The organism is Ramlibacter henchirensis, assembly GCF_004682015.1.
In the GTDB taxonomy this organism is placed as follows: Bacteria; Pseudomonadota; Gammaproteobacteria; order Burkholderiales; family Burkholderiaceae_C; genus Ramlibacter; species Ramlibacter henchirensis.
Window position 1 is genome coordinate 382,851 of sequence record NZ_SMLM01000001.1, and the last position, 25,594, is coordinate 408,444.

General features: G+C 67.9%; 27 protein-coding genes. 14 read left to right on the plus strand and 13 right to left on the minus strand.

Translation table 11 applies throughout. The annotated features are described in order from the left end of the window. Window positions 1-10 precede the first annotated feature (10 nt). Both EZ313_RS01955 and EZ313_RS01960 read left to right on the plus strand, forming a co-directional pair. Window positions 11-955 (plus strand): cupredoxin family protein, encoded by a 945-nt coding sequence (locus EZ313_RS01955; RefSeq protein WP_167772464.1) that lies wholly within the window; start codon window positions 11-13, stop codon window positions 953-955. A 96-nt stretch (window positions 956-1,051) separates the two neighbouring features. Then, window positions 1,052-1,342 (plus strand): HU family DNA-binding protein, encoded by a 291-nt coding sequence (locus EZ313_RS01960; protein WP_135261542.1) that lies wholly within the window; start codon window positions 1,052-1,054, stop codon window positions 1,340-1,342. Window positions 1,343-1,385: 43 nt separating this feature from the next. Here EZ313_RS01960 and EZ313_RS01965 read toward each other — a convergent pair whose 3' ends face one another. The 6 genes from EZ313_RS01965 to EZ313_RS01990 are packed head-to-tail and all read right to left on the minus strand — an operon-like array spanning window position 1,386 to window position 6,855. Then, complete coding sequence (locus tag EZ313_RS01965; protein ID WP_135261543.1) at window positions 1,386-2,363, minus strand: Bug family tripartite tricarboxylate transporter substrate binding protein; 978 nt, start codon at window positions 2,361-2,363, stop codon at window positions 1,386-1,388. A 17-nt stretch (window positions 2,364-2,380) separates the two neighbouring features. Beyond that, window positions 2,381-2,773 carry a VOC family protein gene (locus EZ313_RS01970; protein WP_135261544.1) on the minus strand — a complete coding sequence of 131 codons (393 nt, stop codon included), beginning with the start codon at window positions 2,771-2,773 and terminating at the stop codon, window positions 2,381-2,383. Beyond that, window positions 2,770-3,708 carry a hydroxymethylglutaryl-CoA lyase gene (locus EZ313_RS01975; protein WP_135261545.1) on the minus strand — a complete coding sequence of 313 codons (939 nt, stop codon included), beginning with the start codon at window positions 3,706-3,708 and terminating at the stop codon, window positions 2,770-2,772. The genes EZ313_RS01970 and EZ313_RS01975 overlap by 4 nt, the downstream gene beginning before the upstream one ends. Then, the gene (locus EZ313_RS01980) at window positions 3,705-4,940 is read right to left on the minus strand and encodes a CaiB/BaiF CoA transferase family protein (protein WP_135261546.1); all 1,236 of its coding nucleotides are present in this window, start codon (window positions 4,938-4,940) and stop codon (window positions 3,705-3,707) included. The genes EZ313_RS01975 and EZ313_RS01980 overlap by 4 nt, the downstream gene beginning before the upstream one ends. Window positions 4,941-4,987: 47 nt before the next feature. Beyond that, window positions 4,988-5,911, minus strand: coding sequence for a LysR family transcriptional regulator (locus EZ313_RS01985; RefSeq protein WP_135261547.1), 924 nt, complete (start codon window positions 5,909-5,911; stop codon window positions 4,988-4,990). A 26-nt stretch (window positions 5,912-5,937) separates the two neighbouring features. Next, on the minus strand, window positions 5,938-6,855 hold the full coding sequence (locus EZ313_RS01990) for a LysR substrate-binding domain-containing protein (RefSeq protein ID WP_135261548.1): 918 nt from the start codon (window positions 6,853-6,855) through the stop codon (window positions 5,938-5,940). A 113-nt stretch (window positions 6,856-6,968) separates the two neighbouring features. Between EZ313_RS01990 and EZ313_RS01995 the strand changes: the two genes are divergently transcribed. Continuing rightward, window positions 6,969-7,616, plus strand: a complete 648-nt coding sequence (locus EZ313_RS01995) for an FMN-dependent NADH-azoreductase (protein WP_135261549.1) — start codon at window positions 6,969-6,971, stop codon at window positions 7,614-7,616. A gap of 25 nt (window positions 7,617-7,641) precedes the next feature. On the opposite strand, the gene putA is transcribed toward EZ313_RS01995, so the two are convergent. Then, on the minus strand, window positions 7,642-11,382 hold the full coding sequence (putA, locus tag EZ313_RS02000) for a trifunctional transcriptional regulator/proline dehydrogenase/L-glutamate gamma-semialdehyde dehydrogenase (protein ID WP_135261550.1): 3,741 nt from the start codon (window positions 11,380-11,382) through the stop codon (window positions 7,642-7,644). Between the two features lie 95 nt (window positions 11,383-11,477). Here putA and EZ313_RS02005 point away from each other — a divergent pair, with 95 nt between their 5' ends. Both EZ313_RS02005 and EZ313_RS02010 read left to right on the plus strand, forming a co-directional pair. Then, window positions 11,478-11,951 carry an Lrp/AsnC ligand binding domain-containing protein gene (locus tag EZ313_RS02005; protein WP_135261551.1) on the plus strand — a complete coding sequence of 158 codons (474 nt, stop codon included), beginning with the start codon at window positions 11,478-11,480 and terminating at the stop codon, window positions 11,949-11,951. A 62-nt stretch (window positions 11,952-12,013) separates the two neighbouring features. Next, window positions 12,014-12,232: a hypothetical protein gene (locus tag EZ313_RS02010; RefSeq protein ID WP_135261552.1), complete on the plus strand. Its 219-nt coding sequence runs from the start codon at window positions 12,014-12,016 to the stop codon at window positions 12,230-12,232. A 6-nt stretch (window positions 12,233-12,238) separates the two neighbouring features. Here the strand turns inward: EZ313_RS02010 and EZ313_RS02015 are convergent, their stop codons facing one another. Further along, window positions 12,239-12,433, minus strand: coding sequence for a hypothetical protein (locus EZ313_RS02015; protein WP_135261553.1), 195 nt, complete (start codon window positions 12,431-12,433; stop codon window positions 12,239-12,241). A 252-nt stretch (window positions 12,434-12,685) separates the two neighbouring features. Between EZ313_RS02015 and EZ313_RS02020 the strand changes: the two genes are divergently transcribed. Beyond that, window positions 12,686-13,540, plus strand: coding sequence for a class I SAM-dependent methyltransferase (locus tag EZ313_RS02020; protein WP_167772465.1), 855 nt, complete (start codon window positions 12,686-12,688; stop codon window positions 13,538-13,540). Window positions 13,541-13,939: 399 nt separating this feature from the next. On the opposite strand, the gene EZ313_RS02025 is transcribed toward EZ313_RS02020, so the two are convergent. Next, the gene (locus EZ313_RS02025) at window positions 13,940-14,200 is read right to left on the minus strand and encodes a hypothetical protein (protein WP_135261555.1); all 261 of its coding nucleotides are present in this window, start codon (window positions 14,198-14,200) and stop codon (window positions 13,940-13,942) included. A 50-nt stretch (window positions 14,201-14,250) separates the two neighbouring features. On the opposite strand from EZ313_RS02025, the gene EZ313_RS02030 reads away from it, so the two are divergent. Together EZ313_RS02030 and EZ313_RS02035 are read left to right on the plus strand one after the other, a co-directional pair. Further along, window positions 14,251-14,859: a DUF4256 domain-containing protein gene (locus EZ313_RS02030; RefSeq protein ID WP_240788502.1), complete on the plus strand. Its 609-nt coding sequence runs from the start codon at window positions 14,251-14,253 to the stop codon at window positions 14,857-14,859. Between the two features lie 30 nt (window positions 14,860-14,889). Continuing rightward, window positions 14,890-15,609, plus strand: a complete 720-nt coding sequence (locus EZ313_RS02035) for a hypothetical protein (protein WP_135261556.1) — start codon at window positions 14,890-14,892, stop codon at window positions 15,607-15,609. A gap of 7 nt (window positions 15,610-15,616) precedes the next feature. Here the strand turns inward: EZ313_RS02035 and EZ313_RS02040 are convergent, their stop codons facing one another. Further along, complete coding sequence (locus EZ313_RS02040) at window positions 15,617-16,603, minus strand: NADPH:quinone reductase (RefSeq protein ID WP_135261557.1); 987 nt, start codon at window positions 16,601-16,603, stop codon at window positions 15,617-15,619. Window positions 16,604-16,722: 119 nt separating this feature from the next. Between EZ313_RS02040 and EZ313_RS02045 the strand changes: the two genes are divergently transcribed. Next, window positions 16,723-17,655, plus strand: a complete 933-nt coding sequence (locus EZ313_RS02045; protein WP_135261558.1) for a DUF5996 family protein — start codon at window positions 16,723-16,725, stop codon at window positions 17,653-17,655. Then, window positions 17,652-18,149, plus strand: coding sequence for a hypothetical protein (locus EZ313_RS02050; RefSeq protein WP_135261559.1), 498 nt, complete (start codon window positions 17,652-17,654; stop codon window positions 18,147-18,149). The genes EZ313_RS02045 and EZ313_RS02050 overlap by 4 nt, the downstream gene beginning before the upstream one ends. A gap of 4 nt (window positions 18,150-18,153) precedes the next feature. Here EZ313_RS02050 and EZ313_RS02055 read toward each other — a convergent pair whose 3' ends face one another. Then, window positions 18,154-19,803 carry a calcium-binding protein gene (locus EZ313_RS02055; protein ID WP_135261560.1) on the minus strand — a complete coding sequence of 550 codons (1,650 nt, stop codon included), beginning with the start codon at window positions 19,801-19,803 and terminating at the stop codon, window positions 18,154-18,156. A gap of 647 nt (window positions 19,804-20,450) precedes the next feature. Between EZ313_RS02055 and EZ313_RS02065 the strand changes: the two genes are divergently transcribed. Beyond that, entirely contained in the window at window positions 20,451-21,101 is a 651-nt protein-coding gene (locus EZ313_RS02065) for a hypothetical protein (RefSeq protein ID WP_135261562.1), read from the plus strand. Window positions 21,102-21,108: 7 nt separating this feature from the next. Here EZ313_RS02065 and EZ313_RS02070 read toward each other — a convergent pair whose 3' ends face one another. Beyond that, on the minus strand, window positions 21,109-21,759 hold the full coding sequence (locus EZ313_RS02070; protein ID WP_135261563.1) for an SCO family protein: 651 nt from the start codon (window positions 21,757-21,759) through the stop codon (window positions 21,109-21,111). Between the two features lie 22 nt (window positions 21,760-21,781). Next, window positions 21,782-23,482, minus strand: coding sequence for a multicopper oxidase family protein (locus EZ313_RS02075; RefSeq protein ID WP_240788503.1), 1,701 nt, complete (start codon window positions 23,480-23,482; stop codon window positions 21,782-21,784). Between the two features lie 375 nt (window positions 23,483-23,857). Here EZ313_RS02075 and EZ313_RS02080 point away from each other — a divergent pair, with 375 nt between their 5' ends. The 3 genes from EZ313_RS02080 to EZ313_RS02090 all read left to right on the plus strand — a co-directional run bounded on the left by EZ313_RS02080 (window position 23,858) and on the right by EZ313_RS02090 (window position 25,583). Next, window positions 23,858-24,961 (plus strand): helix-turn-helix transcriptional regulator, encoded by a 1,104-nt coding sequence (locus tag EZ313_RS02080; protein ID WP_135261564.1) that lies wholly within the window; start codon window positions 23,858-23,860, stop codon window positions 24,959-24,961. Window positions 24,962-25,119: 158 nt separating this feature from the next. Beyond that, entirely contained in the window at window positions 25,120-25,356 is a 237-nt protein-coding gene (locus EZ313_RS02085) for a hypothetical protein (RefSeq protein WP_135261565.1), read from the plus strand. 5 nt (window positions 25,357-25,361) lie between these two features. Beyond that, on the plus strand, window positions 25,362-25,583 hold the full coding sequence (locus EZ313_RS02090; RefSeq protein ID WP_135261566.1) for a hypothetical protein: 222 nt from the start codon (window positions 25,362-25,364) through the stop codon (window positions 25,581-25,583). Window positions 25,584-25,594 lie beyond the last annotated feature (11 nt).

The following is a 25,594-nucleotide window of genomic DNA, read 5'->3' on the forward strand; positions in this document are numbered from 1 at the left end:
TCCTTCAGCCATGCACTACAACTTCCGCCGGCAGCACGTCGTCATGCTGCTCAAGTATTCCGGCATCAGCTTCATCTCGGGGGCTGTGAACCACGGATTCTTTTCGGGCGAGCGTTCGCTCTGGACGGCCGCAACCGGGGTGCTGCTCTTCGTGCTTGGCCTCTGGGCGGAGCATCGGAACGCGGACGTCGGCGGAGGACGGGAGAGCGTGTGGACCACCGTCCTGTGGGGCACGCTGCTCTCGGTCGGATTGGGGTTCTTCACCGGCGGACTCCAGCACTTCCCGGACTCGCCCGAGCGCAGCGCCTGGGTCGTGCCTCTCGGCTTCGCCGTCTCGGTGCTGGCCATGTTGATCCAGCAGCGCACCCGCATCACGCGCCCCGTCGCGTCGTATGTGGCCGTTGCCGGCCTGCTCGTCTGCATCGGCAGCGCAGGCGCGTGGCAGTGGCTTGTCCAGGACCCGGCCGGGTCCCTGGCCCATCACCATGGCGAAGAGCCGGCGGCCAACACGCCGGTGGCCCAGGTCGTGAACCGGACGATCGAGGTGAACATGGTCGACGCCATGCGGTTCCTGCCGGGGGCCATCAAGGTGCAGGCGGGTGAGACCGTGCGGATCGTGGCGCGCAACGATGGCCAGCTGCCGCATGAACTCGTCATCGGGACGGAAAGCGAGTTGCGCGAACACGCGAACCAGATGCGGCAGGGCAGTGGTCACGCACACCACGCGGGCGCCGCCGTCACCGTTGCACCTGGCAAGGTTGGAGAACTGGTGGTGACCTACCGCCGGCCCGAGCAGCTGCAGATCGCCTGCCTGGTGCCTGGTCATTTCGAGGCCGGCATGCGAGGTGAGTTCGAAGTCGTGGCGCAGCTTGCCGACCCGCAGCCTGCGGCCGCGCCGCCGACCGCGAAGGCCAGGAAATCCGCGAACCACGACCACAGCACGCACAAGCACTAGGTCGAATGGCGGAGCCAGCCGCCACGGGCTGTGTCGCGGCCAACCGCCACCATACGAGTTGCCTACACTGGCGCCTTTTTCCCCCACAGGACTCTCATGAACAAGACCGAGCTGGTGCAATCCCTCGCTTCCGCTACCGAGCAACCGCAAGCCGCCGCGTCGAGGTCCCTCGAAGCGTTGATCAGGATCGTCACCGACGAACTCGCGAAAGGCGGTGAGGTGGTGATCCCGGGGTTCGGCAGCTTCAAGAGGGCGGAGCGCGCGGAACGTTCGGGCCGCAATCCGCAGACGGGTGAGGCCCTGACGATCGCTGCGTCCACCTCAGTGAAGTTCGTCCCCGGTGCCGCGCTGAAAGGCGCGGTGAACAGCAAGGCTGCGGGCGGCTGACCTCGCGCTGTGTCCGCGGGTGATCTCCGCGTTGCACGGTCAATCAGTCCGCGCTGATGCTGGCCGACTGGATCACCCGCCCCCAGTAGTCGAGCTCCTTGCGCGTGAACTCCCCGAGTTGCGCAGGACTCATCTGCTCCACGCGCGTGCCGGACTCCTCGGCCTTCTTGCGGACCTCCGGCGCGGAGAGGATCTTTCCGATCTCGGCATTCAGGCGCTGCACGATGTCGGCCGGCGTGCCGGCCGGCGCGTACAGCGCGAACCACGAGTCGAGGTTGAAGTTCTGCAGGCCCGACTCCGCCGCGGTGGGAACCTGCGGCAGCGAGATGAGCCGGGTCTGGCTGGTGACCGCCAGGGCCTTCAGCTTGTCCGCCTTGACCTGGCTGACCACCGCGGCCGGCGTCGTGATGAAAAGATCGACTTGCCCGCCCAGCAGGTCCTGCACGGCCGGGCCCGATCCCTTGTACGGAACATGCGTGAGGGACGTGCCCGTGAGCTGCTTGAACAGTTCGCCCGCGATGTGCTGGATCGAGCCGTTGCCGGACGAGGCGTAGTTCAGCTTGCCCGGATTCGCCTTGGCGTACGCGATCAGCTCGCGCAGGTTGTTGGCGGGCAGGCTGGCCTTGGCCGCCAGCACCTGCGGCGCGCGCGTGAGCATCGCCACGGGCGCGAAGTCCTTGATCGGGTCCCATCCGGCCTTCTTGAACAGGTGCGGGTTGCCCACCTGGTACCCGCTGTAGGCCAGCAGCAGCGTGTAGCCGTCCGGCTTGGCGCGCGCGACGATCTGGTTGCCGATGTTGCCGGAGGCGCCGGGCTTGTTGTCCACGACCACGGGCTGGCCCAGGGCGCGCGACAGCGGTTCCGAGATCAGGCGTGCGGTGAAGTCCGTGGTGCCGCCGGGAGCCGTCGGCACGACGATGGTGATCGGACGCTCGGGATACTTGGCTTGCGCGAACAGGCGGCCGGCTGCGCCGGCGAGCACCGCGGCGCTGCCGCCTTTGATCAATTGACGTCGTTGCATCTTTGTCTCCTTGAAATTCAGACGGGCTGCGAGAGTTCGATCAGGTTGAAGTCCGGGTCGCGCACGTAGACGGAACGGATCTGGCCCCGGGCGCCGGTTCGCAGCACCGGCCCCTGTTCGATCGGCCACTCCTGCGCGCGCAGCCGTTCGATGACGGTCTCCAGTGGAACGGTGACGATGAAGCACAAGTCGAGCGCGCCCGGCACGGGCAGGTGCGCCTTCGGCTCGAACTCGGCGCCCTGCACATGCAGGTTGATCTTCTGGTGGCCGAACCTGAACGCCCGGCGTTGGACCGGCGGGGTGCCGCCGATGAAGGTCTCCAGCTCCATCCCGAGCACACGCGTGTAGAAGTCCACGCACGCGGCTTCTCGCGCCGTGGTGAGGACCAGGTGATCCAGGTGGCTGATCATGCGAACGCCCTGCGGAGCTCGGCCACCGAAGCGGGGGCAGGGTGCAGGTCGGAAATGGGGCCGGCCTTGGCGACTTGCCCGGGGACCTCGTGGCCGACGATTTCGGGAAGGCGCCGTGCGACCGCGAGCAGCCGGTCCAGGTCGACGCCGGTCTCGTAGCCCATCGCCTGCAGCATGTGGAGGGCGTCCTCGCTGCAGATGTTGCCGGTGGCGCCCGGCGCATAGGGGCAGCCGCCGAGCCCGCCCAGCGAGCCGTCGAGGCGTGTGATGCCCTGCTGCACGGCCGCGAGCACGTTGGCCAGGCCCATGCCCCGCGTGTTGTGGAAGTGCAGGGTGAGCTGCAGGTGCCCGAACCGGCGTTGCAGTGCTTCGCACATGCGCGCGACCTGCGCGGGATGCGCCATGCCCGTGGTGTCGCAGATCGTCAGCCCGCGAACGCCGAGGTCCGCGAAGCGCGCGGCCCAGCGCAACACTTCCTCCTGCGGCACTTCGCCTTCCATCGGGCAGCCGAAGCAGGTGGACAGCGAGACATTGACCGGCGCCTTGCCCGCGACGAGGTCGATCACCGCCTTCAAGCCCTCGAAGCTCTTCTCGCGCGGCATGCGCAGGTTCGCCAGGTTGTGGGTCTCCGACGTGGACATCACGAGGTTGAGCTCGTCCGCGTGAGACTCCATTGCCCGTTCCGCACCCCGCACGTTGGGCACGAGCACCGTGTACTCGACACCGGGAACGCGCCGGATGCGGCCCATCACCTCCTCGGCATCGCGCAGCATGGGAATCGCCTTGGGCGAGGTGAAGGAGGTGACCTCCACCTTCGCGTAGCCGCACCGGCTCAGTTCGTCGATCAGCGCCACCTTCGCATCGGTGGGGATGAAGTCCGGCTCGTTCTGGAACCCGTCGCGCGTGACGACTTCGTTGAAAAGGATGCGGTTCACGCGGGTGCTCCCTGGATCACGCCCCGGTCGCGCAGGGCCTGGATCTGCTGTGCGGTGAGCCCCACCTCGCGCAGGACTGCTTCGGAGTCCTGGCCGAGCACGGGCGCGTTGCGGCGGTGGCCGCCGGGCGTGCGCGAGAGCTTGGGCACGACGCCGGGAACGGCCAGCGTGCTGCCGTCGTCCATGCGGACTTCCTGCAGCATGTCGCGCGCCCGGTAGTGGGGGTCGGCGGCGATGTCGGCGATGGTGTAGATGCGTCCGCCCGGAACGGAAGCTTCGTCCAGCGCGGCCAGCACTTCGTCGACGGTGCGCTGGGCCGTCCATGCGCCGATCACCTCGTCGAGTTCGTGCACGCGGGCGACTCGGCCGGCGTTGTCGGCAAGGGCCGGGTCGTTCGCGAGGTCGTCGCGCCGGATGAGGGCCATCAGGCGGCGGAAGATGCTGTCGCCATTGCCGGCGATCAGCGCATAGCCGCCGTCCTTGCAGCGATAGGCGTTGGTCGGCGCGATGCCGGGCAGCGCGCTGCCGGCGGGGCCGCGGACCGCACCGAAGGCGCTGTATTCCGGCAGCAGGCTTTCCATGCAGTTGAAGACCGCTTCGTACAGGGCGATGTCGATGACCTGGCCCTCGCCGGTGGCATGGCGGTGCTGCAGGGCCAGCAGGATGCCGATCACACCGTGCAGCGCCGCCAGCGTGTCGCCCAGGCTGACGCCGACCCGGACCGGCACGCGTCCTGGCTCGGCGGTGAGATGGCGCAGGCCGCCCATCGCTTCGCCGATGACGCCGAACCCCGGCCGGTTCCGGTACGGGCCGGTCTGGCCGTAGCCGCTGATGCGCAGAACGATGAGGCGCGGATTCAGCTTCAGGAGGTCCTCGGGAGCGAGCCCCCAGCCTTCCATCGCGCCGGGCCGGAAGTTCTCGATGAGGACGTCCACCTCGGCCGCGAGCTTGCGCACGATCGCCTGACCTTCCGGGTCCTTCAGGTCCAGCGCGAGCGATCGCTTGTTGCGGGACTGGACCTGCCACCACACCGAGGTGCCGTCCTTGAGCATCCGCCATTTGCGCAAGGGATCGCCGGCGGCGGGCGGCTCGATCTTGATGACGTCGGCGCCGAAGTCGGCCAGGGTCTTCGCGGCGAAGGGCCCCGCGATGAGCTGGCCGAGTTCCAGCACCTTGAGGCCGGCCAGGGCCGCCTTCGGCGAGGCCGCCGCGTTGGGTGTTTTGCTGTCCATCCGGGAAGTCTCCGGCGGACGCGGCGCGAGGTCTATTCCTGCTTCATTCAGGCTGCCTTCGCTTTCTGCGAAGGCCTGCACAGGAAATCCCGAAGCCCGACGATCGCGGGGTCGGAATCCGGCCGGATGCCGATCTTCAGCTGCCGGTGGGACCACGGGTCTGCCAGGGGACGCCAGGTGAGCTTCATCGCCTTCACGATCGGCAGTCCCGCCGCCTTGGGAAGCGCGGCGATGCCGAGCCCCGACGCGACCATGTGGCCGACCGCGTCGAAGCTGCGAACCTGCATGCGCAGCTTGAAGTTGCGCCCGGCGGCGAGTGCGGCCTGCTGCTGCTTCTGGAGCATGGCCGCGCCGGCGTTCAGGCTGATCCACTGCTCGTCGAGCGTGTCCACGAACGGGATCGGCGTGCGTCCGGCGAGGCGGTGGCGCGCCGGGAGGATCAGCACGAGCTGGTCCTTGCGGAAATCGCGGATCTCCAGCCCCTCGGTGTGCGGGCCTTCGACGAACGCTCCGATGTCCGCGCGTCCTTCGCGCAGCGAGGTGACGACCACCTCCGACACCTGCTCCTCGACCTCCACCCGCACATCCGGGTGGGCTTCGGCGTATTCCGCCAGCAGCGGAGGCAGGAACTGGTTGATCGACGCCGTGCTGGCGCAGAGCTGGATGTGGCGCACGATGCCCTGCCGGATGTCGGCCAGCTCCGCCACCAGGTTGTCCATCTCCTGCAGCAGGGCCAGCCCATGGCGCACGAAAGCGCGGCCCGCTTCGGTGGGCACCAGGCCGCGCGAATGCCGCTCGAACAGCGTGTCGCCGAGCGCGTTTTCCAGTTCGCGGATGCGGCGGCTCGCGGCCGGCAGGACCAGGTTGCAGTCCCGCGCGGCCGAAGTGAGGCTGCCCGTCTGCGCGCACGCGACGGCGAGCCGGATCGAGACGAAATCGAAGCGGGCGAGGTTGTAGCCGGGGGCAGCCAATTGCGAATCCTCGGGCGCGATGCTACTCACGCCGCCTGCGGCACGATGCGCTCGCCCTTCACGCTCTCGGCCAGGAAGTCCAGGAACCGCCGCACCGCCGGCACCATGCCGCGGCGCGAGGGAAACACCGCCAGCACCTTGGCCGCGGGCGGCGCCCAGCCGGGGAGCACGGGCACGAGCAGGCCGCGGCGCACTTCGTCGATGCACAGGTAGTCGGGCAGCACGCTCATGCCGGCGCCTTGCACGGCGGCGAGCTTCAGCACGTGCAGGTCGTCGGCGGTGTAGGCCGGCCGGTGCTGCAGTTCGAACTCCTCGCCACGAGGCCCGACCAGCCGCCAGCTGGCTCGCCCATCCGCCGCCGACATCGCGACGGTGGGCAGGTCGCGCAGGTCCTCCGGCGACGCAGGCGCGCCGAAGCGTTGCAGCAGCTGCGGGCTCGCCACCAGCACACCCAGTGTCGGGCCCAGGTTCTTCACCACGAGGCTGCCGCTGTCGTCGGGGTTGGAGCGAACGCGCAGGGCCACGTCCACGCCCTCCTGCACCAGGTCGACCACGCGATTCGTGACCTGCATCTCGATCCGCACCTGCGGATGCGCCGCGAGGAAGCGCGGCAGGATCGGACCGAGAGTCGTCTGCGCGAGCGTGACGGGGCAGGTGACCCGCACCGTTCCGCGCGGTTCGCTCTGGACCCGCGCGACTGCCTCATCGGCAGCTTCGGCCTGCTCGCGCATGGCCACGCAGTGCCGGTGGTAGATCTCGCCCGCTTCGGTGAGCGACAGCTTCCGTGTCGTCCGCTGCAAGAGGCGCACACCCAGCCGTGCCTCGAGTTCGCTGATGCGCCGCGACAGCTTGGACTTGGGGACGCCCAGCCCGCGGCCCGCCGCCGCGAAGCCGCCGCTGTCGACCACCTCGGCAAAGAAAAGCATGTCGTTCAGGTCCTGCATCGTTCCACCCGTAGAACAGTCCGATCCTGATTTGGCGTCTTATCGCCGGATTGGATCGTCCGCACAATCTATCTCACGGGCGGCGAACGTGTCCCGCCCAACAGGAGAAAACCATGAAGCTGCTGCACATCGACTCGAGCCCGCTGGGCTCCGCCTCTATTTCGCGCGAACTCAGCCGCAAGGTGGTCGCGCAGTGGACCGCCACCCAACCGGCCACCAGGGTGGAGTACCTGGACCTGGCCGTGGACGCGCCGTCGCACCTGGACATGGACTCGCTGGGCTTCCGCCTCGGCATCGAGGCGCCCCAGCTCACGACCGCCCAGAAGCAGGAGAACGCCGTTTCCGAGAAGCTGGTGAGCCAGTTCCTGGCGGCCGACGTCGTGGTGATCGGCGCGCCCATGTACAACTTCAGTGTCCCGAGCCAGCTCAAGGCCTGGATCGACCGCATCGCCCAGGCCGGCCGCACGTTCCGCTACACGGCCAGCGGACCAGAAGGGCTGGCCAAGGGGAAGACGGTGATCGTCGTGTCCACGCGCGGCGGCCTGTACGCCGGCCTGCCCGGCGAGGTCATGGACCACCAGGAGAGCTACCTCAAGACCGTGTTCGGCTTCCTGGGCATCACCGACATCCGCTTCGTGCGAGCCGAGGGCGTGGCCATGGGCGACCAGGCCAAGTCGAACGCGCTCGCCGCCGCTGACGTGGAGATCCGCGCGCAGCTGGGCCAGGCCGCCAACGAGGCGAAGGCGTCGATCGCAGCCTGAGCTGCGCGCTGAAGCGCCCGCGCGCTCAACCGATCGTCATCAGCGACGCGTTCCCGCCCGCTGCTGCCGTGTTGATGCTGAGCGCGCGCTCGATCACGAGCCGCTCCAGCGGAACGGAAACCTCGCCCGGCTCCAGGCGCTCGACGCTGACGACCGGGCCCTCGCGTTTCGCAAGCTGCTGCTGCACCGACGCCAGTTCTTCTGGCGTTCCGTGCAGCAGCACGCTGTCGAACGCGATGCCCGGCGCCGTCCAGTCGCGTGCGAGGACGACCTGGCCCTGGACTTCTGCCGGCAGTCGCTGCAGGAGTTCCTGCGACGTCGATGGCCAGATGGCGCGGGCGCCGACGGCGAGCACCGCGGCCAATTGGACCAGCCGGTCGGCATCCATGCCGGCGAGGCAGAGCACGCTCGAGCGCGGTGCGACGGTGTAGACGTTCCGCTCGCCGGTGGGTCCGGGAAGCTCGATGGATTCATTCGTGCGCGCGAGTGCGGCAAAGCGCCGGCAGGCCGCGGCAAGGTCGGGGTGGCGTGGGCCGGCCCATTCCGTCAGTGAACGCAGGGCAGGGGACGCAGTCCGTGCGTTCCTGTCCTTTGCGGCAAGGCAGGGGTCGAGAGCTCGCGCGAGCACGTCATCGGGACGCTTCGCAAGCAGGCGGTACAGGTAAAGCGGACCGCCCGGCTTGGGCCCGGTGCCCGACAGGCCTTCGCCCCCGAACGGCTGCACGCCCACGACCGCGCCCACCATGTTCCGGTTGACGTACACGTTGCCCGCGTGGGCCGCGTCCACCACTCTCCCGATGGTTTCGTCAATGCGGGTGTGGAGGCCCATGGTGAGCCCGTAGCCGGTTCCATTGATCTGCGCGAGCAGCCCGTCGAGTTCCTCGCGCGGGTAGCGCACGAAGTGCAGGACCGGCCCGAAGACTTCCCGCTTCAGCTCGGAGATGCTGTCGATCTCGACCAGCGTGGGAAGCACGTACGTTCCCGTGTACAGCGGGTGCTCGCTGTGGCCGGCCACCTGGTGCACGCGGCGGCCCCTGGCGCGCATCTCCTCGATGTGCCGCTCGATGTTGGTCCGCGCTTCTTCGTCGATGACCGGCCCGACGTCGGTGGCAAGGCGGGCGGGGTTCCCGACACGCAGTTGCGCCATCGCACCCAGCAGCATGTCCTGGATCCGGTCCGCCGCATCCTCCTGCACGCAGAGCACGCGCAGCGCCGAGCAGCGCTGGCCGGCGCTGTCGAAGGCCGATGTGAGCACGTCCGCGACGACCTGCTCGGCCAGCGCCGACGAGTCCACGATCATCGCGTTCTGGCCCCCGGTCTCCGCAATCAGCGGGATCGCCCGTCCACTCGAGTTCAGCCGGCCCGCGACGCTGCGCTGCAGGATGCGTGCGACCTCCGTGGAGCCGGTGAACAGGACACCCTGGACGCGCGGATCCGACACCAGCTGGGCGCCCACCACCGAGCCCTGTCCGGGAAGGAGCTGGATCGCATGGCAGGGGACACCCGCGTCCCACAGCGCTCGAACCGCTTGCGCCGCGACCAGCGGTGTCTGTTCCGCCGGCTTGGCGAGCACCACGTTGCCGGCTGCGAGTGCGGCGGAGATCTGTCCCACGAAGATGGCCAGCGGGAAGTTCCACGGGGAGATGCAGACGACCGGACCCAAGGGAACGTGCGTCTCGTTCTGGAAGTGCTCTCGTACCTCACGTGCGTAGTAGCGCAGGAAGTCCACGGCTTCGCGGACCTCGGCCACTGCATTGGACGCGGTCTTGCCGGCCTCGCGGATGAGCAGGCTCATCAGGCGCTGCATGTCGCCTTCGAGGCGGTCCGCCGCCGTTTCGAGCAGCCGCGCGCGCTGCGCCGGAGGTGTCGCCGCCCATGACGCTGCGCCTTCCACCGCTCGCGCCAGGGCGCGGTCGACCTGGTCCGGCGTCGCTTCCCGGACGTAGCCCACCTCGTCCGCGCGTTCGGCGGGATTCAGCACCGGGTCGAGCGCCATCTGCGGCGTGTCCTCGGCCAGCATCGGCTGCGCGATCCAGCGCTCCGAGGCCGCGGCGTTGAAGGTCGCTGCCAGCTCGCGCAGCTGCGCCTCGCTGGCCAGGTCGACGCCGCGCGAGTTGCGGCGCAAATCGCCATAGAGATCGCGCGGCAGCGGGATCGCCGGATGCGGCAGTCCGAGCGCGCCTTCCTTGTCCGCGAACTCGTGGATGACGCTCACCGGGTCACGCACGAGCTTCTCGATCGACAGCGTCTGGTCCGCGATCTGGTTCACGAAGCTCGTGTTCGCGCCGTTTTCCAGCAGCCTGCGCACCAGGTAGGCCAGCAGGGTTTCGTGCGTTCCGACCGGCGCATAGATGCGGCACGGCCGCCCCAGCTTGCCTTCCGACGGCGCGCCCACCACCTGCTCGTACAGGGGCTCGCCCATGCCGTGAAGGCACTGGAACTCGTACTGGCCCGGCGTGTAGCTGCGCGGGTCCGCCATCTCGTAGATGGCGGCCAGGGTGTGGGCGTTGTGCGTAGCGAACTGCGGGTACACCGCTTCGGGCGCGGCCAGCAGCTTGCGGGCGCAGGCCAGGTACGACGCATCGGTGTAGGGCTTGCGCGTGTAGATCGGGTAGCCGTCCTGTCCATCCAGCTGCGCGCGCTTGATCTCCGAATCCCAGTACGCGCCCTTGACCAGGCGCACCATCAGGCGGCGCTTGCTGCGCCTGGCGAGGTCGACGAGCCAGTCGACCACAAACGGGCATCGCTTCTGGTAGGCCTGCACCACGAAGCCCAGCCCGTGCCAGCCTTGCAACTGAGGCTCGAAGGACAGGCGTTCCAGCAGGTCCAGCGAAAGCTCCAGGCGATCGGCCTCTTCGGCGTCGATGTTCAGGCCGATGTCATGGCGCTTCGCGAGCGCACAGAGTCGCACGAGCACGGGGTACAGCTCGCCCATGACGCGGTCGTACTGCGCGCGCGAGTAACGCGGATGGAGCGCGGAGAGCTTGATCGAGATGCCCGGTCCTTCGTAGATGCCCCGGCCTGCCGAAGCCTTGCCGATCGCGTGGATGGCCGTCTCGTAGTCGCGCAGGTAGCGCTGCGCGTCGTGCGCCGTCAGGGCCGCTTCGCCGAGCATGTCGAATGAGTAGCGGAAGCCCTGCTTCTCGCGTTCCGCCGCGTTGCGCAAGGCCTCCTCGATGGTCTCGCCGGTGACGAACTGCTCGCCCATCATGCGCATGGCCATGTCCACGCCCTTGCGGATGAGCGGCTCGCCGCCAAGGTTGACCAGGCGGCCGATCGCCGCGGACAGCCCCGACTCGCTGTGCGTGGACACGAGCTTGCCCGTGATCAGCAGCCCCCACGTGGCCGCGTTCACGAAGAGGGACGGGCTCTTGCCGAGGTGGGTCTGCCATTGGCCTTGCGAAATCTTGTCGCGGATCAGGGCGTCGCGGGTGTCGGCATCGGGGATGCGCAGCAATGCTTCGGCCAGGCACATCAGGGCGATGCCTTCCTGCGAGGACAGCGCGTACTCCTGCAGCAGGTTCTGGACGATGCCGGCCCGGCCCGATCCGTTCCTGCGGCTTCGCAGCGTGCCGGCGACGCGCATCGCCAAGGCTTGCGCCCGGGTGGCGGTTTCGACGGGCAGCCGGGCGCCTTCGATGACGTTGCGGACGGCCTGCTGTTCGGGGATTCGGGAGGCGGCCGTGATGGCCTGGCGCAGCCGCGGTGAGGCGAGCTCAGCGGGCTCGAAGAACTGCTGGAAGACGCGGGCGGAAGGCGGGTTCATTGCATTCGGGCTTCAACGTGACATCCTCGATGATCCGGTTTATCGCTAGCATCTTGCTTCGATTTCAACGTTTCCAGCCGAAGGATCCACTACGCATGCCGGGCATCGAGGACCTCGACCGCATCGACCGCCGCATCCTGCAGCAGCTGCAGGACGACGGCCGAATCTCCAACCTGAAGCTGGCAGAGGCCGTGTCGCTGTCGCCCACCGCGGTGCTCGCGCGGGTGCAGCGATTGACCCGCGACGGCTACATCGAAGGCTACGAGGCGCGCCTCAATCCCCGCCTGCTCGGCGTCGGCATGCTCGTGTTCGTCGAGGTGCTGCTGGACCGCACCACGCCGGGCGTGTTCGAGCAGTTCCGGGCCGCGGTGCAGGTGCAGCCCGAGATCCTGGAGTGCTTCATGGTGGCGGGCGGCTTCGATTACCTGATCAAGACGCGGGTCGCGGACATGAACGCCTACCGCGAGTTCGCCGGCAAGGTGCTCTGGCAATTGCCCGGCGTGCGCGAGACCAGAACCTATGCGGTGATGGAAGAGGTCAAGAACACGAGCAAGCTGCACATCGCGTGAGCACCCGGCCGTCGCCGGCGCGCATACCATCGAACCGCTTTGCCGCTCCAAGGAGGACCCTGATGGCCGACCCAGTCGAATCCCTCGTCACCGATCTGGTGGAGTCCATCGCCCACGCGCCGCGTCCCTACGAAGATGTCATCGAAGCCTGGGGGACCCACTGCCCCAGGCTGCCCGTGTGGGAGGAAGCCCTCGGCCGCGGCCTGATCCGGTGCACGCCGGATCGGATGGTGGAGATCACCGAAGCGGGCCGGGTGCTTCTGCGAAACCACGACGCCTGATCGGCTTCAGTTCCACCCCGGGCTGCCGGATTCGTACAGGAAAGGCTGGATGCCGGCACGCTCGCCCGCGGCTGTCAGGAGGCAGACGCTCAGGTGAAGCTGGCAGACGCACTCGGACTGGGCGATGTTGACGGCCCGGCGGATTGCGTCCACCGAGAGATCGGCTGTGATGCTTGAGCGGGTTTCGGCTTTCGGGTCCATGAGCGCAACTCCTCGTTGCAAGCAAGTGTTGGCGACCCCGGTATCGCCCGTTGCGCAACGCGTCGCGCCCGCGTTGCGGTGTTGTTTGGGCGTGTTTCCGTCCTGTGGCCGGCCGGTAACGCCGGAGAGTTCGAAGAGCTCGGTGATTTCGAACGTTGAGCAGCAGCTCGTCCGCTTTTTCAAGTCATCCTGATGCGATCGCCCCTGTGGGAGCCGACGCAAACGCGCTGCACAGGCATAGACTGGTCAGCCATGAAGAACGGTGCGAAGAAGCCTGCGACGTGGCGGATGCGACGGCTGGAGATCGTCGTCAGGGTCCTGAGAAAGGCGGGCCTGCGCGTGCAGAGGCTGCGCCGGCCGCGTGAGGACAGGACGGCTGACAGCAGGGGCTTCGTGCTTCACCGCGGGTACCGACTGCCGCCCAAGAGCCTGCGGCGCAGGATGTGCGGAGACGCGTTCCCGATCGACAGCTTCTTCTTCCTGTCAGCCGTCCTGGAGGCGACGAAGTTCTCGGCGAGGCTCGGCTACGCGAAGGGCGCTCGTGTCGTCGACATCGGGTGCGGACTGGGCCGCCTCGCCACCGGGCTGCTCAAGGAGTTCGGGGACGTGCACTACCTCGGGATCGACGCCAATGAGGGTTTCGTGCGTTGGTGCAAGGAAAACATCGAGAAGTATCACCCGACCTTCCGGTTCGTCCATCTCGACATGGCCAACGCGCTCTACAACCCGGGGGGCACGGTGGTTGGAAAAGAGTTGCGGCTGCCGGTGGACGACGCCTCGGCTGACATCGTCTACCTCTGGGGCGTCTTCACGAACATGGTGCCCGAGGACGTCGAGGCCTATATCGGGGAGATCGGAAGGATCCTCCGTCCCCAGGGCCGCTGCTTCCTGACTGCTTTTGTCGAAGACGATGTCCCGGACGTCACGCTCAATCCGACGAACTACGTGCCCTACACATGCGATGAACCTCTTGTCTGCGTCCGGTTCAGCAGGCAATGGCTCTTCTCGACACTCCAGCAGCACGGGTTGCAGGTCCAGGAATTCCGCTACCACGGAACCATCTTCCCGAAGCACAGCGAGATCTACGTGGCCAAGGCGCCGGATTGAGGGATGTGGCCATGGTCCAGACACTGGACGTGGCCGGGGGAGATCAATGCGTTCTTCGCTCGGCCCGGCTCAGCGGACGCTCCGAGTGCGGGGGCGGGGGACGTCCGGGGCCTTCTCGCATGAATCGCCTGGCCGGCGGCAATCTCCGCGCGGTCTCGAAAAGGCGCCGGCGAGTGTCCGGGGTGAGCTCCTCCAGGCGCCAGGAATCCTGGAGCGGGTCCTGTTGGGCGGGAGTTGCGGGCATGTCCGGAACATTGGGACGTGCCGGTCCGTCTCAACATCAGCGGAGATGCTGAGCTCGTGCAGGACCTGTCGTACACGGGATTGCGGCGCCTTCGGACGCCCGCGCCGCGCGAGGGCGCCCCCGTCAATCCCCTCGCGCGGTTCCGCGTCCGGGCTCTAGGGACATGCGAAGTCCCAGAGCACCTGCCACTCCGATGCTTCCCTGAGCTCCTGCGCCGCCTTGTCGATCACCCTGGTCAGGGCCGATGCTTCGTTGTTGAACGGGCCTGCGGCCACCTTGAAGACGGCCGAAGCCGTTTCCCAGACGCATTCGGGTTTGCGGACGCAGATCTTGGCGTACCCGTAGTGCCCTTCATTGCTGGCCACTGTGTACGCGGCCAGGTAGTGGCCATGAACGGGTCCCTCGATGCGCTCCATCGGCCAAGGCTAGCGGCGGGGCCTGGCGTGTTCCATACCCCGTTTGGGGAATGCCCGGTGGCGACAACGGCCGGCGCAGCTTCGCCGAGAATGCCCTCGAGCAAACACCAGCAAGCATGAAGGCAACAGAACGCGACCAACTGCTTCGCGCATTGAAGGCCCGCTTCGAGAAGAACATGCATCGCCACCCCGGCGTCGCATGGTCCGAGGTGCAGGCCAGGCTCGAAAGCAATCCCGATGGCCTGAGGCCGGTTCTTGCGATGGAGGAAACCGGCGGCGAGCCGGACGTGATCGGTCGCAACGAAGCCGGGCAGCTGACGTTCTGCGATTGCTCCGCGGAGAGCCCGGCAGGCCGCAGGAGCCTCTGCTACGACCGGGAAGCGCTGGACTCCCGCAAGGAGAACAAGCCGCAGGGCAGTGCTGTCGAGATGGCGGCCGAAATGGGCATCGAGCTGTTGACGGAAGAACAGTACCGGGCGCTGCAGACGCTGGGCGAGTTCGACGCCAGGACTTCCAGCTGGATCAGCACACCGTCCGATGTCCGTTCACTCGGCGGAGCCCTCTTCTGCGACCGCCGCTATGGCAAGGTCTTCGTCTACCACAACGGCGCGCAGTCGTACTACGCGGCGAGGGGCTTTCGCGGCGCGCTGCGCGTGTGAGCTCGTCGGCGTCCGACGGAGAATGCCGGGATGCCCGGCCGGTTGTACGAAGACTACTTCGACCTGCAGCTGCGTTTCGCCGCGAGATACGCAGGCCTGGCCGCGATTCCCCGGCGCGAGGCCATCTCGCGCTGCACGAACCTGCGCAGGAGGTTCGGCCTGGCGGATGCCTCCGGCGCGCAGACGTGGAGCCGATTTCTCGACACCCTGCCGGACGGGGCGGCGCACGAGGAAGTGCTGGAGCGGACGATGTCCTTTCACGAGCTTCATGCCCGTCCTGCGGAATCGCCGTTCGGTTGCTTCAGCTATGACGCACCCGATGCACAGGGGACATTGCGCATCCATTTCATGCCCGGCGAGCGGCACTGGGCCGACAGCCCTCTCGGTGATGCGCGCTTGCCGCAGCGGCTGTCCGAGTTGCGCGCGCTGTTCGCCGATGTGCGCCGCCGGCACCCGCACGCGCGCCGGGTACGAGGCCTCTCATGGCTCTACAACCTGGCTGGCTACAAGCGGCTGTTTCCACCGGAGTACGTCGCTTCCATCGCGCTCCCGGCGTTTGCCGTCCACTTGAACGGGAGTTCCACGTGGGGCCAGGTGCTGAACCATCGCCAGGAGGTGAAGGGGCGCCTGCGGGACCGCGTGCTCGGCAACCTGGATGCCACGACCATGCATGCGCCGTGGCGCGCGTTCCCGCTGCCGGCGCTGTCCGCGTCGTGCGGCATCAGCCGGTTCCACGAGTCATTCGGCTAGCCGGCTCTCAGCCGACCTTCAGGACGACATTGCCGACGGCGCGCCCGCCCTCGACCATTTCATGCGCGGTGGCAATGTCTGCCAGGGGCAGCCTGGCCGCAACGTTGTGCTTCAGCACGCCTCGCTGGAGCATCCGCGTGAGCGTTGCGACAGCTCTTTCCCGGTCGTGCCGGGCCAGGTTGTAGACGATGAAGAACTTGAGCTGGATGTTGCGCGAGATGAGCGGGAAGAACGGCAGTTCAAGCGTGCTGCTCCCGCTGCCATAGACCACGCACTCGCCACCGGTGCGGACCATCTGCAGGTCCGCCGCCGAATTGGCCGCGAAATCCAGCTCGATGACGCGGTCCACGCCCATGCCCTTCGTAAGGTCCAGGACACGCTCGGCGAGGGGCTCCGACTTGTAGAACACGACCTCGTCCGCGCCGGCTTCGCGTGCCAGGGCCGCCTTCTCGGGCGTGCTGATGCTGGCCAGCACGCGCGCGGCGCCCAGCTGGCCGGCCATCTGGACAGCGTAGTGGCCCACGGCCCCGGCGCCACCGGCGACCAGCACCGTCTTGCCGGCCACCCCGCCGTCCATCAGGACGGCGTGCAATGCCGTGAGCGCCGGGATGCCCAGGCAGGCCCCCGCTTCGCCTTCGACCTGTTCGGGCAGCTCAACGGCCTGCTCGTGCGGCAAGCAGACGAGCTCGCATGCCGTGCCATGCGGCCGTCCCCAGGCGGCATTCCACAGCCACACCCTCTGGCCCAGCCGCTCCTTCGGAACACCGGCGCCGACGGCATCGATCACGCCGGAACCATCGCTGTGCGGGATCACGCGCGGAAACGGCATCTGCTTGCTGCGCAATCCCATCCGCGATTTCACGTCCGAGGGATTGACGCCGGACCAGGCGAGCCGCACGCGGACCTCGCCGGCAGCCGGTTGCGGGTCCGGCAACTCGGCAACCTGCAAGACGTCGCGCGCGGCGCCCAGACTTTCGTAGAAGGCAGCTTTCATGCCCGCGAGTCTAGGCGCGCGCCGGACGCAGTTGTCGGTGCTATCGTCCCCGAACCCGATCCCGCAGCGGACCGGGTGTACCTCTTCCGTTGAACACGAAAGAGCCCGCAGGAGCCCCGATGCCGGCCGCCGAATCCCCGCCGCATGAAGCTGCCTGGCCGCCGCTCCCGCTGGCGGGCTGGCGCGACACCTATGCCACCCTGCACATGTGGACGCAGGTGGTGGGCAAGACCCGGCTCGCGCTGGCGCCGATGGAAAACCATTGGTGGCAGTGCACGATGTACGTCTCGGAGCGCGGGCTGACGACGACGCCGATGCCCGCCGGCGCGCGCCTGCTCACCGTCGACTTCGATTTCATCGATCACCTGCTGGTGCTGCGCACCGATGCAGGCGACACGCGCCGCTTGCCGCTCGTCCCCCAGACCGTGGCCCGCTTCCACGCCCAATATCTCGAGGCGCTGCGCGAGCTTGGCTTCGCGCCGCAGATGCTCGCGCGGCCCGTGGAGGTGCAGGAGGCGATTCCTTTTGCGCAAGACGAGAAGCACGCGGCCTACGACCGCGATGCGGTCCATCGCTGGTGGCGAGCCCTGGTCCAGTCCGACCGCGTCTTCAAGCGCTTCCGCGGCGGCTTCCGAGGCAAGCAGAGCCCGGTCCACTTCTTCTGGGGCAGCTTCGACCTGGCCGTGACGCGCTTTTCCGGCCGAGCCGCTCCGCGCCATCCGGGGGGCGCACCCAACTGCCCGGATTACGTCATGGTGGAGGCGTACTCGCACGAGTGCAGCAGCGCCGGCTTCTGGCCCGGCGGCGGACCCGTGGACGAAGCCGCCTTCTACGCCTATGCCTATCCCGAGCCGGAGGGTTACGGCGCGTGCGAGGTGAGGCCGGCAGCCGCCCGCTACGACTCGCAGGCACGCGAGTTCATCCTGCCTTATGAAGCCGTGCGCACCTCGCCGGATCCGGACGGTGCCCTGCTGCAGTTCCTCCAGAGCACCTATGAGGCGGCGGCGACCCGCGGCCATTGGGACCGGGACGCACTGGAGCGCAAGCCGTGACGAGCGAACGATCTACCTTCCGGGGCCGCCCGGGCTTGTCGGTCTGGCTTGCGGCCGTGCTGGCCGCCGGCGCGATTCTCTCGACCTGCGAGGGTCCCGCAAGCGGCGTCGAGGAGGTGGTGAGCGCGTCGGGCTTCGTCGGCGATCCCGTGAAGCTGCTGCCGGGCACCTGGCTGCGCGAGGCCAAGGCCGAAGGCGTGACCACCCGGCGCATCCTGACGCTGGGTGCGGACCACCGCTTCCGCGAGGCGGTGCGCGTGATCGACGCCGCCGGCCGCTCCGCGGAGTACGTGCACGAGGGCACCTGGCTCTACGACGGCACGAATCTCAAACGCAAGTACACCTCGATGAACGGGCGGCCCCCGTCCCGGCTGAACCTGCCGTTCGCCACCTTCCAGATCACGTTCGACTCGCCGCGGCAGTTCCGCGGCGTCGACCACATCCACGGCAACGAGATCGAGTACCACCGGGTGGCGCCCGATACGCAGCTCTAGGCTTTCAGCCGAACAGGAAGTCGGACTCGGTCAACAGACCGGTCGCCGGTTGCCCGAGGCTCACTTCCACCCGGCCCGCGCTGGACGTGATCACCGCGGAAAACCCGGAATCGTCGATCGCCAGGTCATCGAAGGTCAGGCCGCTCCCGCGCAGGTCGATCTTGTCCACGCCGTCCTCGAAGTCGGCGATCACGTCCGTGAAGCCGAACCCGGACGTCCACACCGGACCGAGGGCGAACTGGTCGGCACCGCTGCCGCCGACGAAGAAGTCGTCGCCCCGCCCGCCGATCAGGCGGTCGTTGCCGCTGTCGCCGAGCAGGAACGTGTTGCCGGCGCCTGCCTGCAGGGTGTCATCGCCTGCGCCGCCGTCGAGCATGCTGAAGGAGAACTCCACGTCGCTGCCGACCAGGAAATCGTTGCCGGCGCCTCCGAGAGCGTTGCCGCCGAACTCGCTCGTCCGGAGGCTCAGCTGGTCGTTGCCCGCCTCGCCATGCAGCGTGTCGAACCCGGTGCCGCCATCCAGTTCGTCATTGCCCTCGCCACCGTAGATCTCGTCGTCGCCGCCGGCCCCGTTGATCCTGTCGTTCTTGCCAAGACCGAAGATGACGTCGCCGTCCTCGGTGCCGGTGATCTCGTCGCTCTTGGACGTTCCGGCGATGACGAAGTCGGTGCGGGAGGTGAAGTCGTCTTCGGTCAGGGTGTGCAGGCCATTGAGCCGCACGGCGGTGTCGGTCTCGTCCAGGACGCCGTTGTCGTTGGTGTCCGCCAGCAGCCAGGTGTTGCCGCCGCTGTGGGTGTAGAAGACATCCGTGAGGCCGTTCGCCGCGCCGGACTGGTCCGCATCGGCGCCCAGCGAGGCGCCGACGACCGGGTTCACGCTGACCTGGCCGCGGAAGGAGAGGAAGCCGCCGCCGCTGAGCTCCAGCAGGTCGCCCCCTTCGGCGCCGCCGCCTTCGAAATCGACCACGACATCCGTGGTCGCCATCGTGGACCATGTGTTGAAGGAGCTGATGTTGAACCTGAACTCGTCGTTGCCGCTGCCGCCTTCCAGGATGTCGGCATCGTTGTAACCGCTCAGCTCGTCATCGCCCGCTCCGCCGGAGAGATAGTCCTTGCCGGTGCCGCCGCCTTCGAGTTCGTCGTTGCCGTCGCCGCCGAACAGGTTGTCGTCGCCGTCCAGGCCGTTGAGGAAGTCGTTGCCGGCGTCGCCATGCTGCGTGTCGTTGCCGTCGTCGCCCCACAGCGTGTCGTTGCCGGCGCCGCCGAACATCAGGTCGTCGCCGTCGCCGCCGTTCATGTTGCCGTCATTGCCGTCGCCACCGAGGATGGTGTCGTTGCCCGCATCCCCGTTCAGGAAGATGTCGTTGCCGGCGCCGCCGTCGATGAAGTCGTCACCGGTTCCGCCGAAGATGCGGTCGCGGCTCCCTTCGCCGAGCAGCGTGTCGTTCCCGGCGCCGCCGTTGATGACGTCGTCGATCGAGGACGCCAGGGCGCCGTTGCCGCCGCGGATGTGGTCGTCCCCATCACCGCCGTTGAGAACGTCGGGGCCTCCCAGCCCCTCGATGATGTCGTCGCCTTCCAGTCCGTTGATGGTGTCGGCAACTTCGGTGCCGATGAGGTGGTCGTTGCCGGTGGTGCCGTTGATGGTCGCCATCGCTTGTCTCCCTGATTCGAAGTCCCGGAGAACACGAGGCACGCACCTGGGCCGTTCTCCTGGAGAGCCAGGGCGCGAAGGCCCACCGCGAAATGCTGAGCCTCGCGGCCAGAATAGGACGGCGCAAGCTCTAGCAGAGCAGTCTTTTTGTTCAACAGCAGCCGGCGCGCAGGCCCGCCTTCAACGCAGTGGATGAGGCTGCGTCACCGGAATCACCCTCAGCCAGTGAGGGATATGACGTGGTGCTCGCTGCGGCTTGCTCGACGCTTCCGGTCTTACGTGTGGTAGCGCACTAACGCTGGCCGGTCCGGCCAAATCAGTCCGGTCGTGAAAAGCCGTGCTGGAAAATGAAGCGAAGCCTGTCGAGCGTCTGCGTGTTGTCGTCCCTGGTCACCTTGACGGCATGTGGAGGAGGTGGCGGCGGCGCAGAGCAGGTGGTGACGGCGGCTGCGCCCCCCTCTGCCTCGTCTTCTTCTACCGCTCCAGCCTCGGCACCGGCAACGGCGACGGCAGGTGCTCCGGCAGCGGCACCTGCGCCTGCAACTCCCGCGCCCCCGCCCGCGCCGGCCTCACCGGCTCCCGCCACGCCCACGATCCAGGGCACCGACCAGGCTGAAACGCTGCAAGGTTCGGGCGAGCCGGCCGTGATGGCCGGCGGCGGAGGCGACGACATCTACATCATTTCCAATCCCGCCGACCGGGTGATCGAGCAAGCCAGCGGAGGGATCGACGAGGTCCGCACGAACGTGGGCTACACCTTGCCCGAGAACGTGGAGAACCTGAGCGTCCATACCGCCGACCTTCAGCCGGGCCAAGGCAATGCGCTGATCGGCAATTCGCTGGACAACAGGATCACCGGGGCGGCTTTCACGAAGGCCGACATCCTCGGCCTGGACGGCGACGACGTTCTCGAAGGGACCGGTCGCTTCGGGGGAAACCTCGATGGCGGCAACGGCAACGACACCTTGATCAACACCATCGGCGAGTCGCGCGGCGGCCCGGGTGCGGACCTGTTCGTGGCCGCCGGGCGCCTGGCCCACACGGCCCCCGACGTGCCCATGACCGTGCTCGATTTCAACCCCCAAGACGGCGACCGGATCGATGGAGGATTCCTCGGAAGCGGCTCCGACCCCGCCGCACTGTTCGCCAGCGGGAACCTGCAGTTCGACGCGGCGAACCAGCGCTTGATCTTCACCCGCAATCCGGCGGCCTTCGCGACCACGCCGTCCGCGGTCGATCAGATCATCCTGCTGCCCGGCCTGGATTCGTTCGATCCGACCTGGATCGTCCCGCGCTGACCGGCGTTCACGCCACGCGGGTGCGCCCGTCGACGCGCGCCAGCGGCACCAGGCCCTCCATCGCCTGCAGGATGGTTTCGGTTTCCTGCAGCGCGTGCACCATGCACCAGCGGTCGAGTGGCTCGTTGCCGATCCGCACCATGCCCGTGTGCTGGCCGACATCGCCATCGAGCTGCGGGTCGCGGCTGTAGAAGCCCAGCGCGTAGCGGACGGCCTCCACATCGGCGCGGGCGCCGGTGAGGAACGTCCAGCCGGGCCCCACTCCGTGCAGCTGCATGTACGCGGCCAGGTCGGCCGGCCGGTCGTGCTCGGGCAGCAGGCTGATCGAATACATGGACACGTCGCGCCCGAGGCGCGGCGCCAGCGCCTGCTGCACGAGCTTCAGGTTCTGCGTCATCGGCGGGCAACGCTCGTTGCACTGCGCGTACATCATGTTGACCAGGACCGTGCGGCCGCGCACCAGGTCGCTGTAGAAGCGCACGCTGCGTCCCTCGTGCGTGAGCAGCGGCACGTCGGGGAAGCGCGATCCCTGCGCCGCGCGCTGCTTCGGCGGCGCGTTGGATGCAGGCCGTGCCAGCAGGCCGGCGAGCCCGGCCACCGCTGCCACACCCGCCGCAGTGCAGGCGCGCCGGCCCAGGATTGACGATTGCGAGTCCATGGTGGCTCTCCTTCGCATCGGGTCAGGGCTTGACCTCGAAGTTCTCCATCATCCCGTGGTCTTCGTGCAGGGTGTTGTGGCAGTGGGTCACGTAGTGGCCCGTGAAGTCGCGGAAACGGATCAGGATCTCGAGCCGCTCGTTCGGGTTGGCGTAGAACACGTTCTTGCGGCCGCGCTCGTGCGGCGGTGGAGGCCTTCCGTTGCGGCTCAGGAGGCGGCCTTCCTCCAGGTGGATGTGCACCGGGTGCACCCAGCCGCCGCTGTCGTTTCGCACGCTCCAGACCTCCCACTGGCCTTGCTTCGAGCTGAATCTGGGCTTGGAGGTGTAGATGCGGTCGTTGATCGTCCAGCCGCCGTTGCTGCGGCCCAGGCGGGCTTCGCGGCGCACGGCATCGCGCCTGGCTTGCTCGATCTCGGCATCCGACAGCGGCAGCGCACGCAGGTTGGCCGGCACTTGGCTGTCGTCCGCAACGGGCCCGGCGCCGACGATGAACTTGAGCAGCTGGATCGGCGTGCGAAGGAAGTCCTTCTCGGGCTTGCGGCCGTCCAGCATCTGCAGGCGATTGGTGAGGAACAACTCCGTTCCCGGCGGGTACGCGGAGAAGTCCACGACGATGTCCGCGCGCTCGGCGGGCGCGAGCAGCACGCTGCTCATCTCCAGCCGCGACGGCAGCAGGTTGCCGTCGTTGGCGATGTACCAGAACTTCTGCGCCTGGTTGTTGTGGCGGATCTGCAGGTCGTACACCCGTGCCGTCGAACCGTCCAGGATGCGGAAGCGGTACTTGCGGGGCTGCACATGGAAGTACGGCTGGATCTTGCCGTTGACCATGAACTTGTCGCCCACGAACCCGTCCGGGTCCATCGCGTCGAAGACCACGTAGCCGCTGCTGTCGAACTGCTTGTCCTGCACCATCAGCGGGACGTCGAAGGGGCCGCTCGGCAGGTTCAGCGACGCCTCGGTCCTCCTGTCGCCGGAGTCGTACTTGTCGAAGGCGAGGAAGAAGCCGGCCAGGCCCTTGTAGACGTTGGAGGCGGTGTAGTGGTGCCGGTGGTCGTGGTACCACATGGTGCCCAGCGCCTCGCGGTCGTCGCCGATGCCGTCCGGACCGGGGTTGGTCCTGTACCCGGCATACCGCATCGGGTAGTGGCAGACCCTGAACGTGCCGGGCAGGTGCATGGACGGATAGAAATCGTCGGGATGGCCGTCGCTCTCCGAAGGCGAGTGGAAGTTGTGCAGGTGGATGGAGATCTCCGGCGAACCGGGGCCGCGGGCGCCGCGCGGCAGGGCGTTGCGGTAGCGCACCAGGACGGCCTCGCCATAGCGCGCATGGATGGTCGGGCCGGGCGTGCTGCCGTTGAAGCCCCACACCTCCTGGTCGGGAAGGTCGGGATGGAAACTGTGCGTCACGGGCCCGGCCGTGAGCTCGTACAAGGCGACCGGAGGCGCGTCCGCCCAGGCCTGGTGGGCGACCTTCCGGGCCTCGCCCGCGGCGACGTTGCCCGTGAGCGAAGGGTCGACCGGCGAAGCCTGAAGCACGGGTGGGATCTCCAGCGGCATGGCCCATTCCCGGGTCACCGGGCTCGGCACGCGTCCAGGTGCGATCACCAGCTGGCTCCTGGCCAGTTGCGGCGTCAGGAGGGCGGCGGCCGCGGCGCCGCCGGTCTTCAGCGCAGTGCGGCGGCTGGCAGGCAAGGCCAGGCTCGACCCGGGTCGATCTTGCATAGGTGTCTCCACTTTTGTTCTTGCGGGGATCGCACGGGCAATTTCCCCGGACGCCCTGGCGTTCGCAATCACCAGAATTGGTGAAGCCGCGGAGCACGGCTGGCCCATCAAGTGACAAGCGGCCAAATGCGCGATCAAACGTGACGCGCCTGCCTTCGGTCCGGCTCCCGTTGAGCCGAAGCCGGTCCGCGCCGCGAGCGGCGCTCACATGGATGACCGTCCGTTCTCCTGTGGGCGAGGGCAGAGCGCCGCTCGGTGTGTGCGAGCGCTCCTCCTCAAAAGTTATAGATGGGTTGCTCTTCGCTGACCGGCGACTGGCCTCTAGATTGCAAGTCAGTTGCCAGTCAGCTCCCTGGGAAGCAGATGAGGTGCCCCATGATCGAAACGAGGGAGGCGGCCATCGATTCCGCCATCGAATGTCTATACCGGGCTGTATCCAACGACGAGGAGTGGGGCGAAGCGCTTCTCGCCGTCGGCAGGGCATTCGATTCACCGCGGGCGTCCATCATGCGCACCTCCGCCGCCATGGATGCCGTGCTGGACATCCGGGAGGTGAACCACGACCCCGGCGTCAAGCGCCTGTACGAGCAGTACTACTGGGCCTACGACCCCGCCCAGCTGCTGACCAGGACCGCGCGGCTGGGCGAGTGGTTGAATGCCCCGCAGCTTTTCGATCCGGTCACGACCCCGCAGCCCGAGTACATGGACTTCGCCGTTCGCGGCGGCATCCGCTTCGTGGCGGGCGGCAAGGTGCACGAAGGCGCCGACACGGCCACGTTCCTGGGACTGCAGCGCCCGAGGGACCACGTGCCCTTCGACGAATCGGACGCCATCGTTTTCCGGAGATTGCACAAGCACGTGGGAAGGGCCGTCGCCCTCTCGGCGGACCTGCGCCGCGCCGAGTTGTCGCGCGGACTGGCCGGCGCGGCCCTGGACGCCCTGCAGTTCCCGGTGTTCGCCATCGACGCCGCCGGCAAGCTCCTGATGGCCAATACCGCGGGGGACCGTTCGCTGCGCGAGGGTTCGCCGCTGGCGATGCGCCAGGGCCGCCTGCACTCGCCCGAGGGCGACATCGCCGGGCGCCTGGCCGGCGCATTGCGGGCCGCCGCTTCGCGCCGCGGCAGCGCTTTCTCGGCGAATGTGCGCGGGACCATCTGGCTGCTGCGGGTCGTGCCGCTGCAGGAGCATTCCGCGGCGGCGCTGGTCTACGCGAACACCCCGGATGCGGGGCCCGTGCCTTCACGGATGCTCACGAGTCTCCTCAGATTCACGCAGGCGGAAGCGGATGTCGCCTGCATGCTCGCCGATGGACTGAGCCCGAAGGAGATCGCCTACGAGCGTGATGTCTCGCTCCACACCATCCGCACGCAGGTCAGGGGCATCTTCGGGAAAGCCGGTGTCCGGCGGCAGGCGGATCTCACCAAGCTGCTGTTCTCGGTTCCTCGCATCCACAACGACATGGCATGGGCGGCTGATTGAGCAGTGCGCACAAAGTGTTGCCAAAGTAGTCCGGCACGCGTTCGATCCGCGGCGCACCATGGGTCGAGGAGGCCTTCGAACATGAAGCCGGATCCCGACACCATTTGGCCGCCCGATGAGCGCGGGCCGGCGGCGCACCCCCGCAGCGAAAGAAGAAGATGAGGGCCGCCGAGCTGCGTGCAGTGCACACGCTGACGAACGCGGACATCGTCCAGCTGGGCAACGATCCCCAATTCTTCAACGTGGTGGGGGTGGAGCGCACGTCCGACGAGCCCGATGCGCGCTGCGAGGTGACCCTCAGGTCCTTCGATGGCGTCACCGGCGTGATGCTGGTCAGGGCGGGCTACGAACGGCTGCTGATCGTGCCGCGCCCCGGTGCGGGGCATCCCCGGTGACTCGCATGCAGCTCGATTCCCCGCTCCTGACGTTGTCCGAACAGCTGGCGCTCGCACTGGCCGACGAGGCGCGCGCGCTGCTCCAGGCGCACCAGCTGCGCAAGACTGGCCGGCCGAAACGCGAAGTGGAAGGCGCCATCACGGAATTCCATGCCCGGCACGCCCAGGTGGCGAGGCTGCAGCTCCAGCTGGAGCTTCGAAGGATCGCCGCCGACGACACGTTCTAGGGTCTCGGGCC

What these genes read in the sequence shown, in the direction of transcription:
- EZ313_RS01955 (WP_167772464.1), top strand. Translation starts at nt 11, where the DNA reads ATGCACTACAACTTCCGCCGGCAGCACGTCGTCATGCTGCTCAAGTAT.
- EZ313_RS01960 (WP_135261542.1), top strand. Translation starts at nt 1,052, where the DNA reads ATGAACAAGACCGAGCTGGTGCAATCCCTCGCTTCCGCTACCGAGCAA.
- EZ313_RS01965 (WP_135261543.1), bottom strand. Translation starts at nt 2,363, where the DNA reads ATGCAACGACGTCAATTGATCAAAGGCGGCAGCGCCGCGGTGCTCGCC.
- EZ313_RS01970 (WP_135261544.1), bottom strand. Translation starts at nt 2,773, where the DNA reads ATGATCAGCCACCTGGATCACCTGGTCCTCACCACGGCGCGAGAAGCC.
- EZ313_RS01980 (WP_135261546.1), bottom strand. Translation starts at nt 4,940, where the DNA reads ATGGACAGCAAAACACCCAACGCGGCGGCCTCGCCGAAGGCGGCCCTG.
- EZ313_RS01990 (WP_135261548.1), bottom strand. Translation starts at nt 6,855, where the DNA reads ATGCAGGACCTGAACGACATGCTTTTCTTTGCCGAGGTGGTCGACAGC.
- EZ313_RS01995 (WP_135261549.1), top strand. Translation starts at nt 6,969, where the DNA reads ATGAAGCTGCTGCACATCGACTCGAGCCCGCTGGGCTCCGCCTCTATT.
- putA (WP_135261550.1), bottom strand. Translation starts at nt 11,382, where the DNA reads ATGAACCCGCCTTCCGCCCGCGTCTTCCAGCAGTTCTTCGAGCCCGCT.
- EZ313_RS02005 (WP_135261551.1), top strand. Translation starts at nt 11,478, where the DNA reads ATGCCGGGCATCGAGGACCTCGACCGCATCGACCGCCGCATCCTGCAG.
- EZ313_RS02010 (WP_135261552.1), top strand. Translation starts at nt 12,014, where the DNA reads ATGGCCGACCCAGTCGAATCCCTCGTCACCGATCTGGTGGAGTCCATC.
- EZ313_RS02015 (WP_135261553.1), bottom strand. Translation starts at nt 12,433, where the DNA reads ATGGACCCGAAAGCCGAAACCCGCTCAAGCATCACAGCCGATCTCTCG.
- EZ313_RS02020 (WP_167772465.1), top strand. Translation starts at nt 12,686, where the DNA reads ATGAAGAACGGTGCGAAGAAGCCTGCGACGTGGCGGATGCGACGGCTG.
- EZ313_RS02025 (WP_135261555.1), bottom strand. Translation starts at nt 14,200, where the DNA reads ATGGAGCGCATCGAGGGACCCGTTCATGGCCACTACCTGGCCGCGTAC.
- EZ313_RS02030 (WP_240788502.1), top strand. Translation starts at nt 14,251, where the DNA reads ATGCCCGGTGGCGACAACGGCCGGCGCAGCTTCGCCGAGAATGCCCTC.
- EZ313_RS02035 (WP_135261556.1), top strand. Translation starts at nt 14,890, where the DNA reads ATGCCCGGCCGGTTGTACGAAGACTACTTCGACCTGCAGCTGCGTTTC.
- EZ313_RS02040 (WP_135261557.1), bottom strand. Translation starts at nt 16,603, where the DNA reads ATGAAAGCTGCCTTCTACGAAAGTCTGGGCGCCGCGCGCGACGTCTTG.
- EZ313_RS02045 (WP_135261558.1), top strand. Translation starts at nt 16,723, where the DNA reads ATGCCGGCCGCCGAATCCCCGCCGCATGAAGCTGCCTGGCCGCCGCTC.
- EZ313_RS02055 (WP_135261560.1), bottom strand. Translation starts at nt 19,803, where the DNA reads ATGGCGACCATCAACGGCACCACCGGCAACGACCACCTCATCGGCACC.
- EZ313_RS02065 (WP_135261562.1), top strand. Translation starts at nt 20,451, where the DNA reads ATGGCCGGCGGCGGAGGCGACGACATCTACATCATTTCCAATCCCGCC.
- EZ313_RS02070 (WP_135261563.1), bottom strand. Translation starts at nt 21,759, where the DNA reads ATGGACTCGCAATCGTCAATCCTGGGCCGGCGCGCCTGCACTGCGGCG.
- EZ313_RS02075 (WP_240788503.1), bottom strand. Translation starts at nt 23,482, where the DNA reads ATGCAAGATCGACCCGGGTCGAGCCTGGCCTTGCCTGCCAGCCGCCGC.
- EZ313_RS02080 (WP_135261564.1), top strand. Translation starts at nt 23,858, where the DNA reads ATGATCGAAACGAGGGAGGCGGCCATCGATTCCGCCATCGAATGTCTA.
- EZ313_RS02085 (WP_135261565.1), top strand. Translation starts at nt 25,120, where the DNA reads ATGAGGGCCGCCGAGCTGCGTGCAGTGCACACGCTGACGAACGCGGAC.
- EZ313_RS02090 (WP_135261566.1), top strand. Translation starts at nt 25,362, where the DNA reads ATGCAGCTCGATTCCCCGCTCCTGACGTTGTCCGAACAGCTGGCGCTC.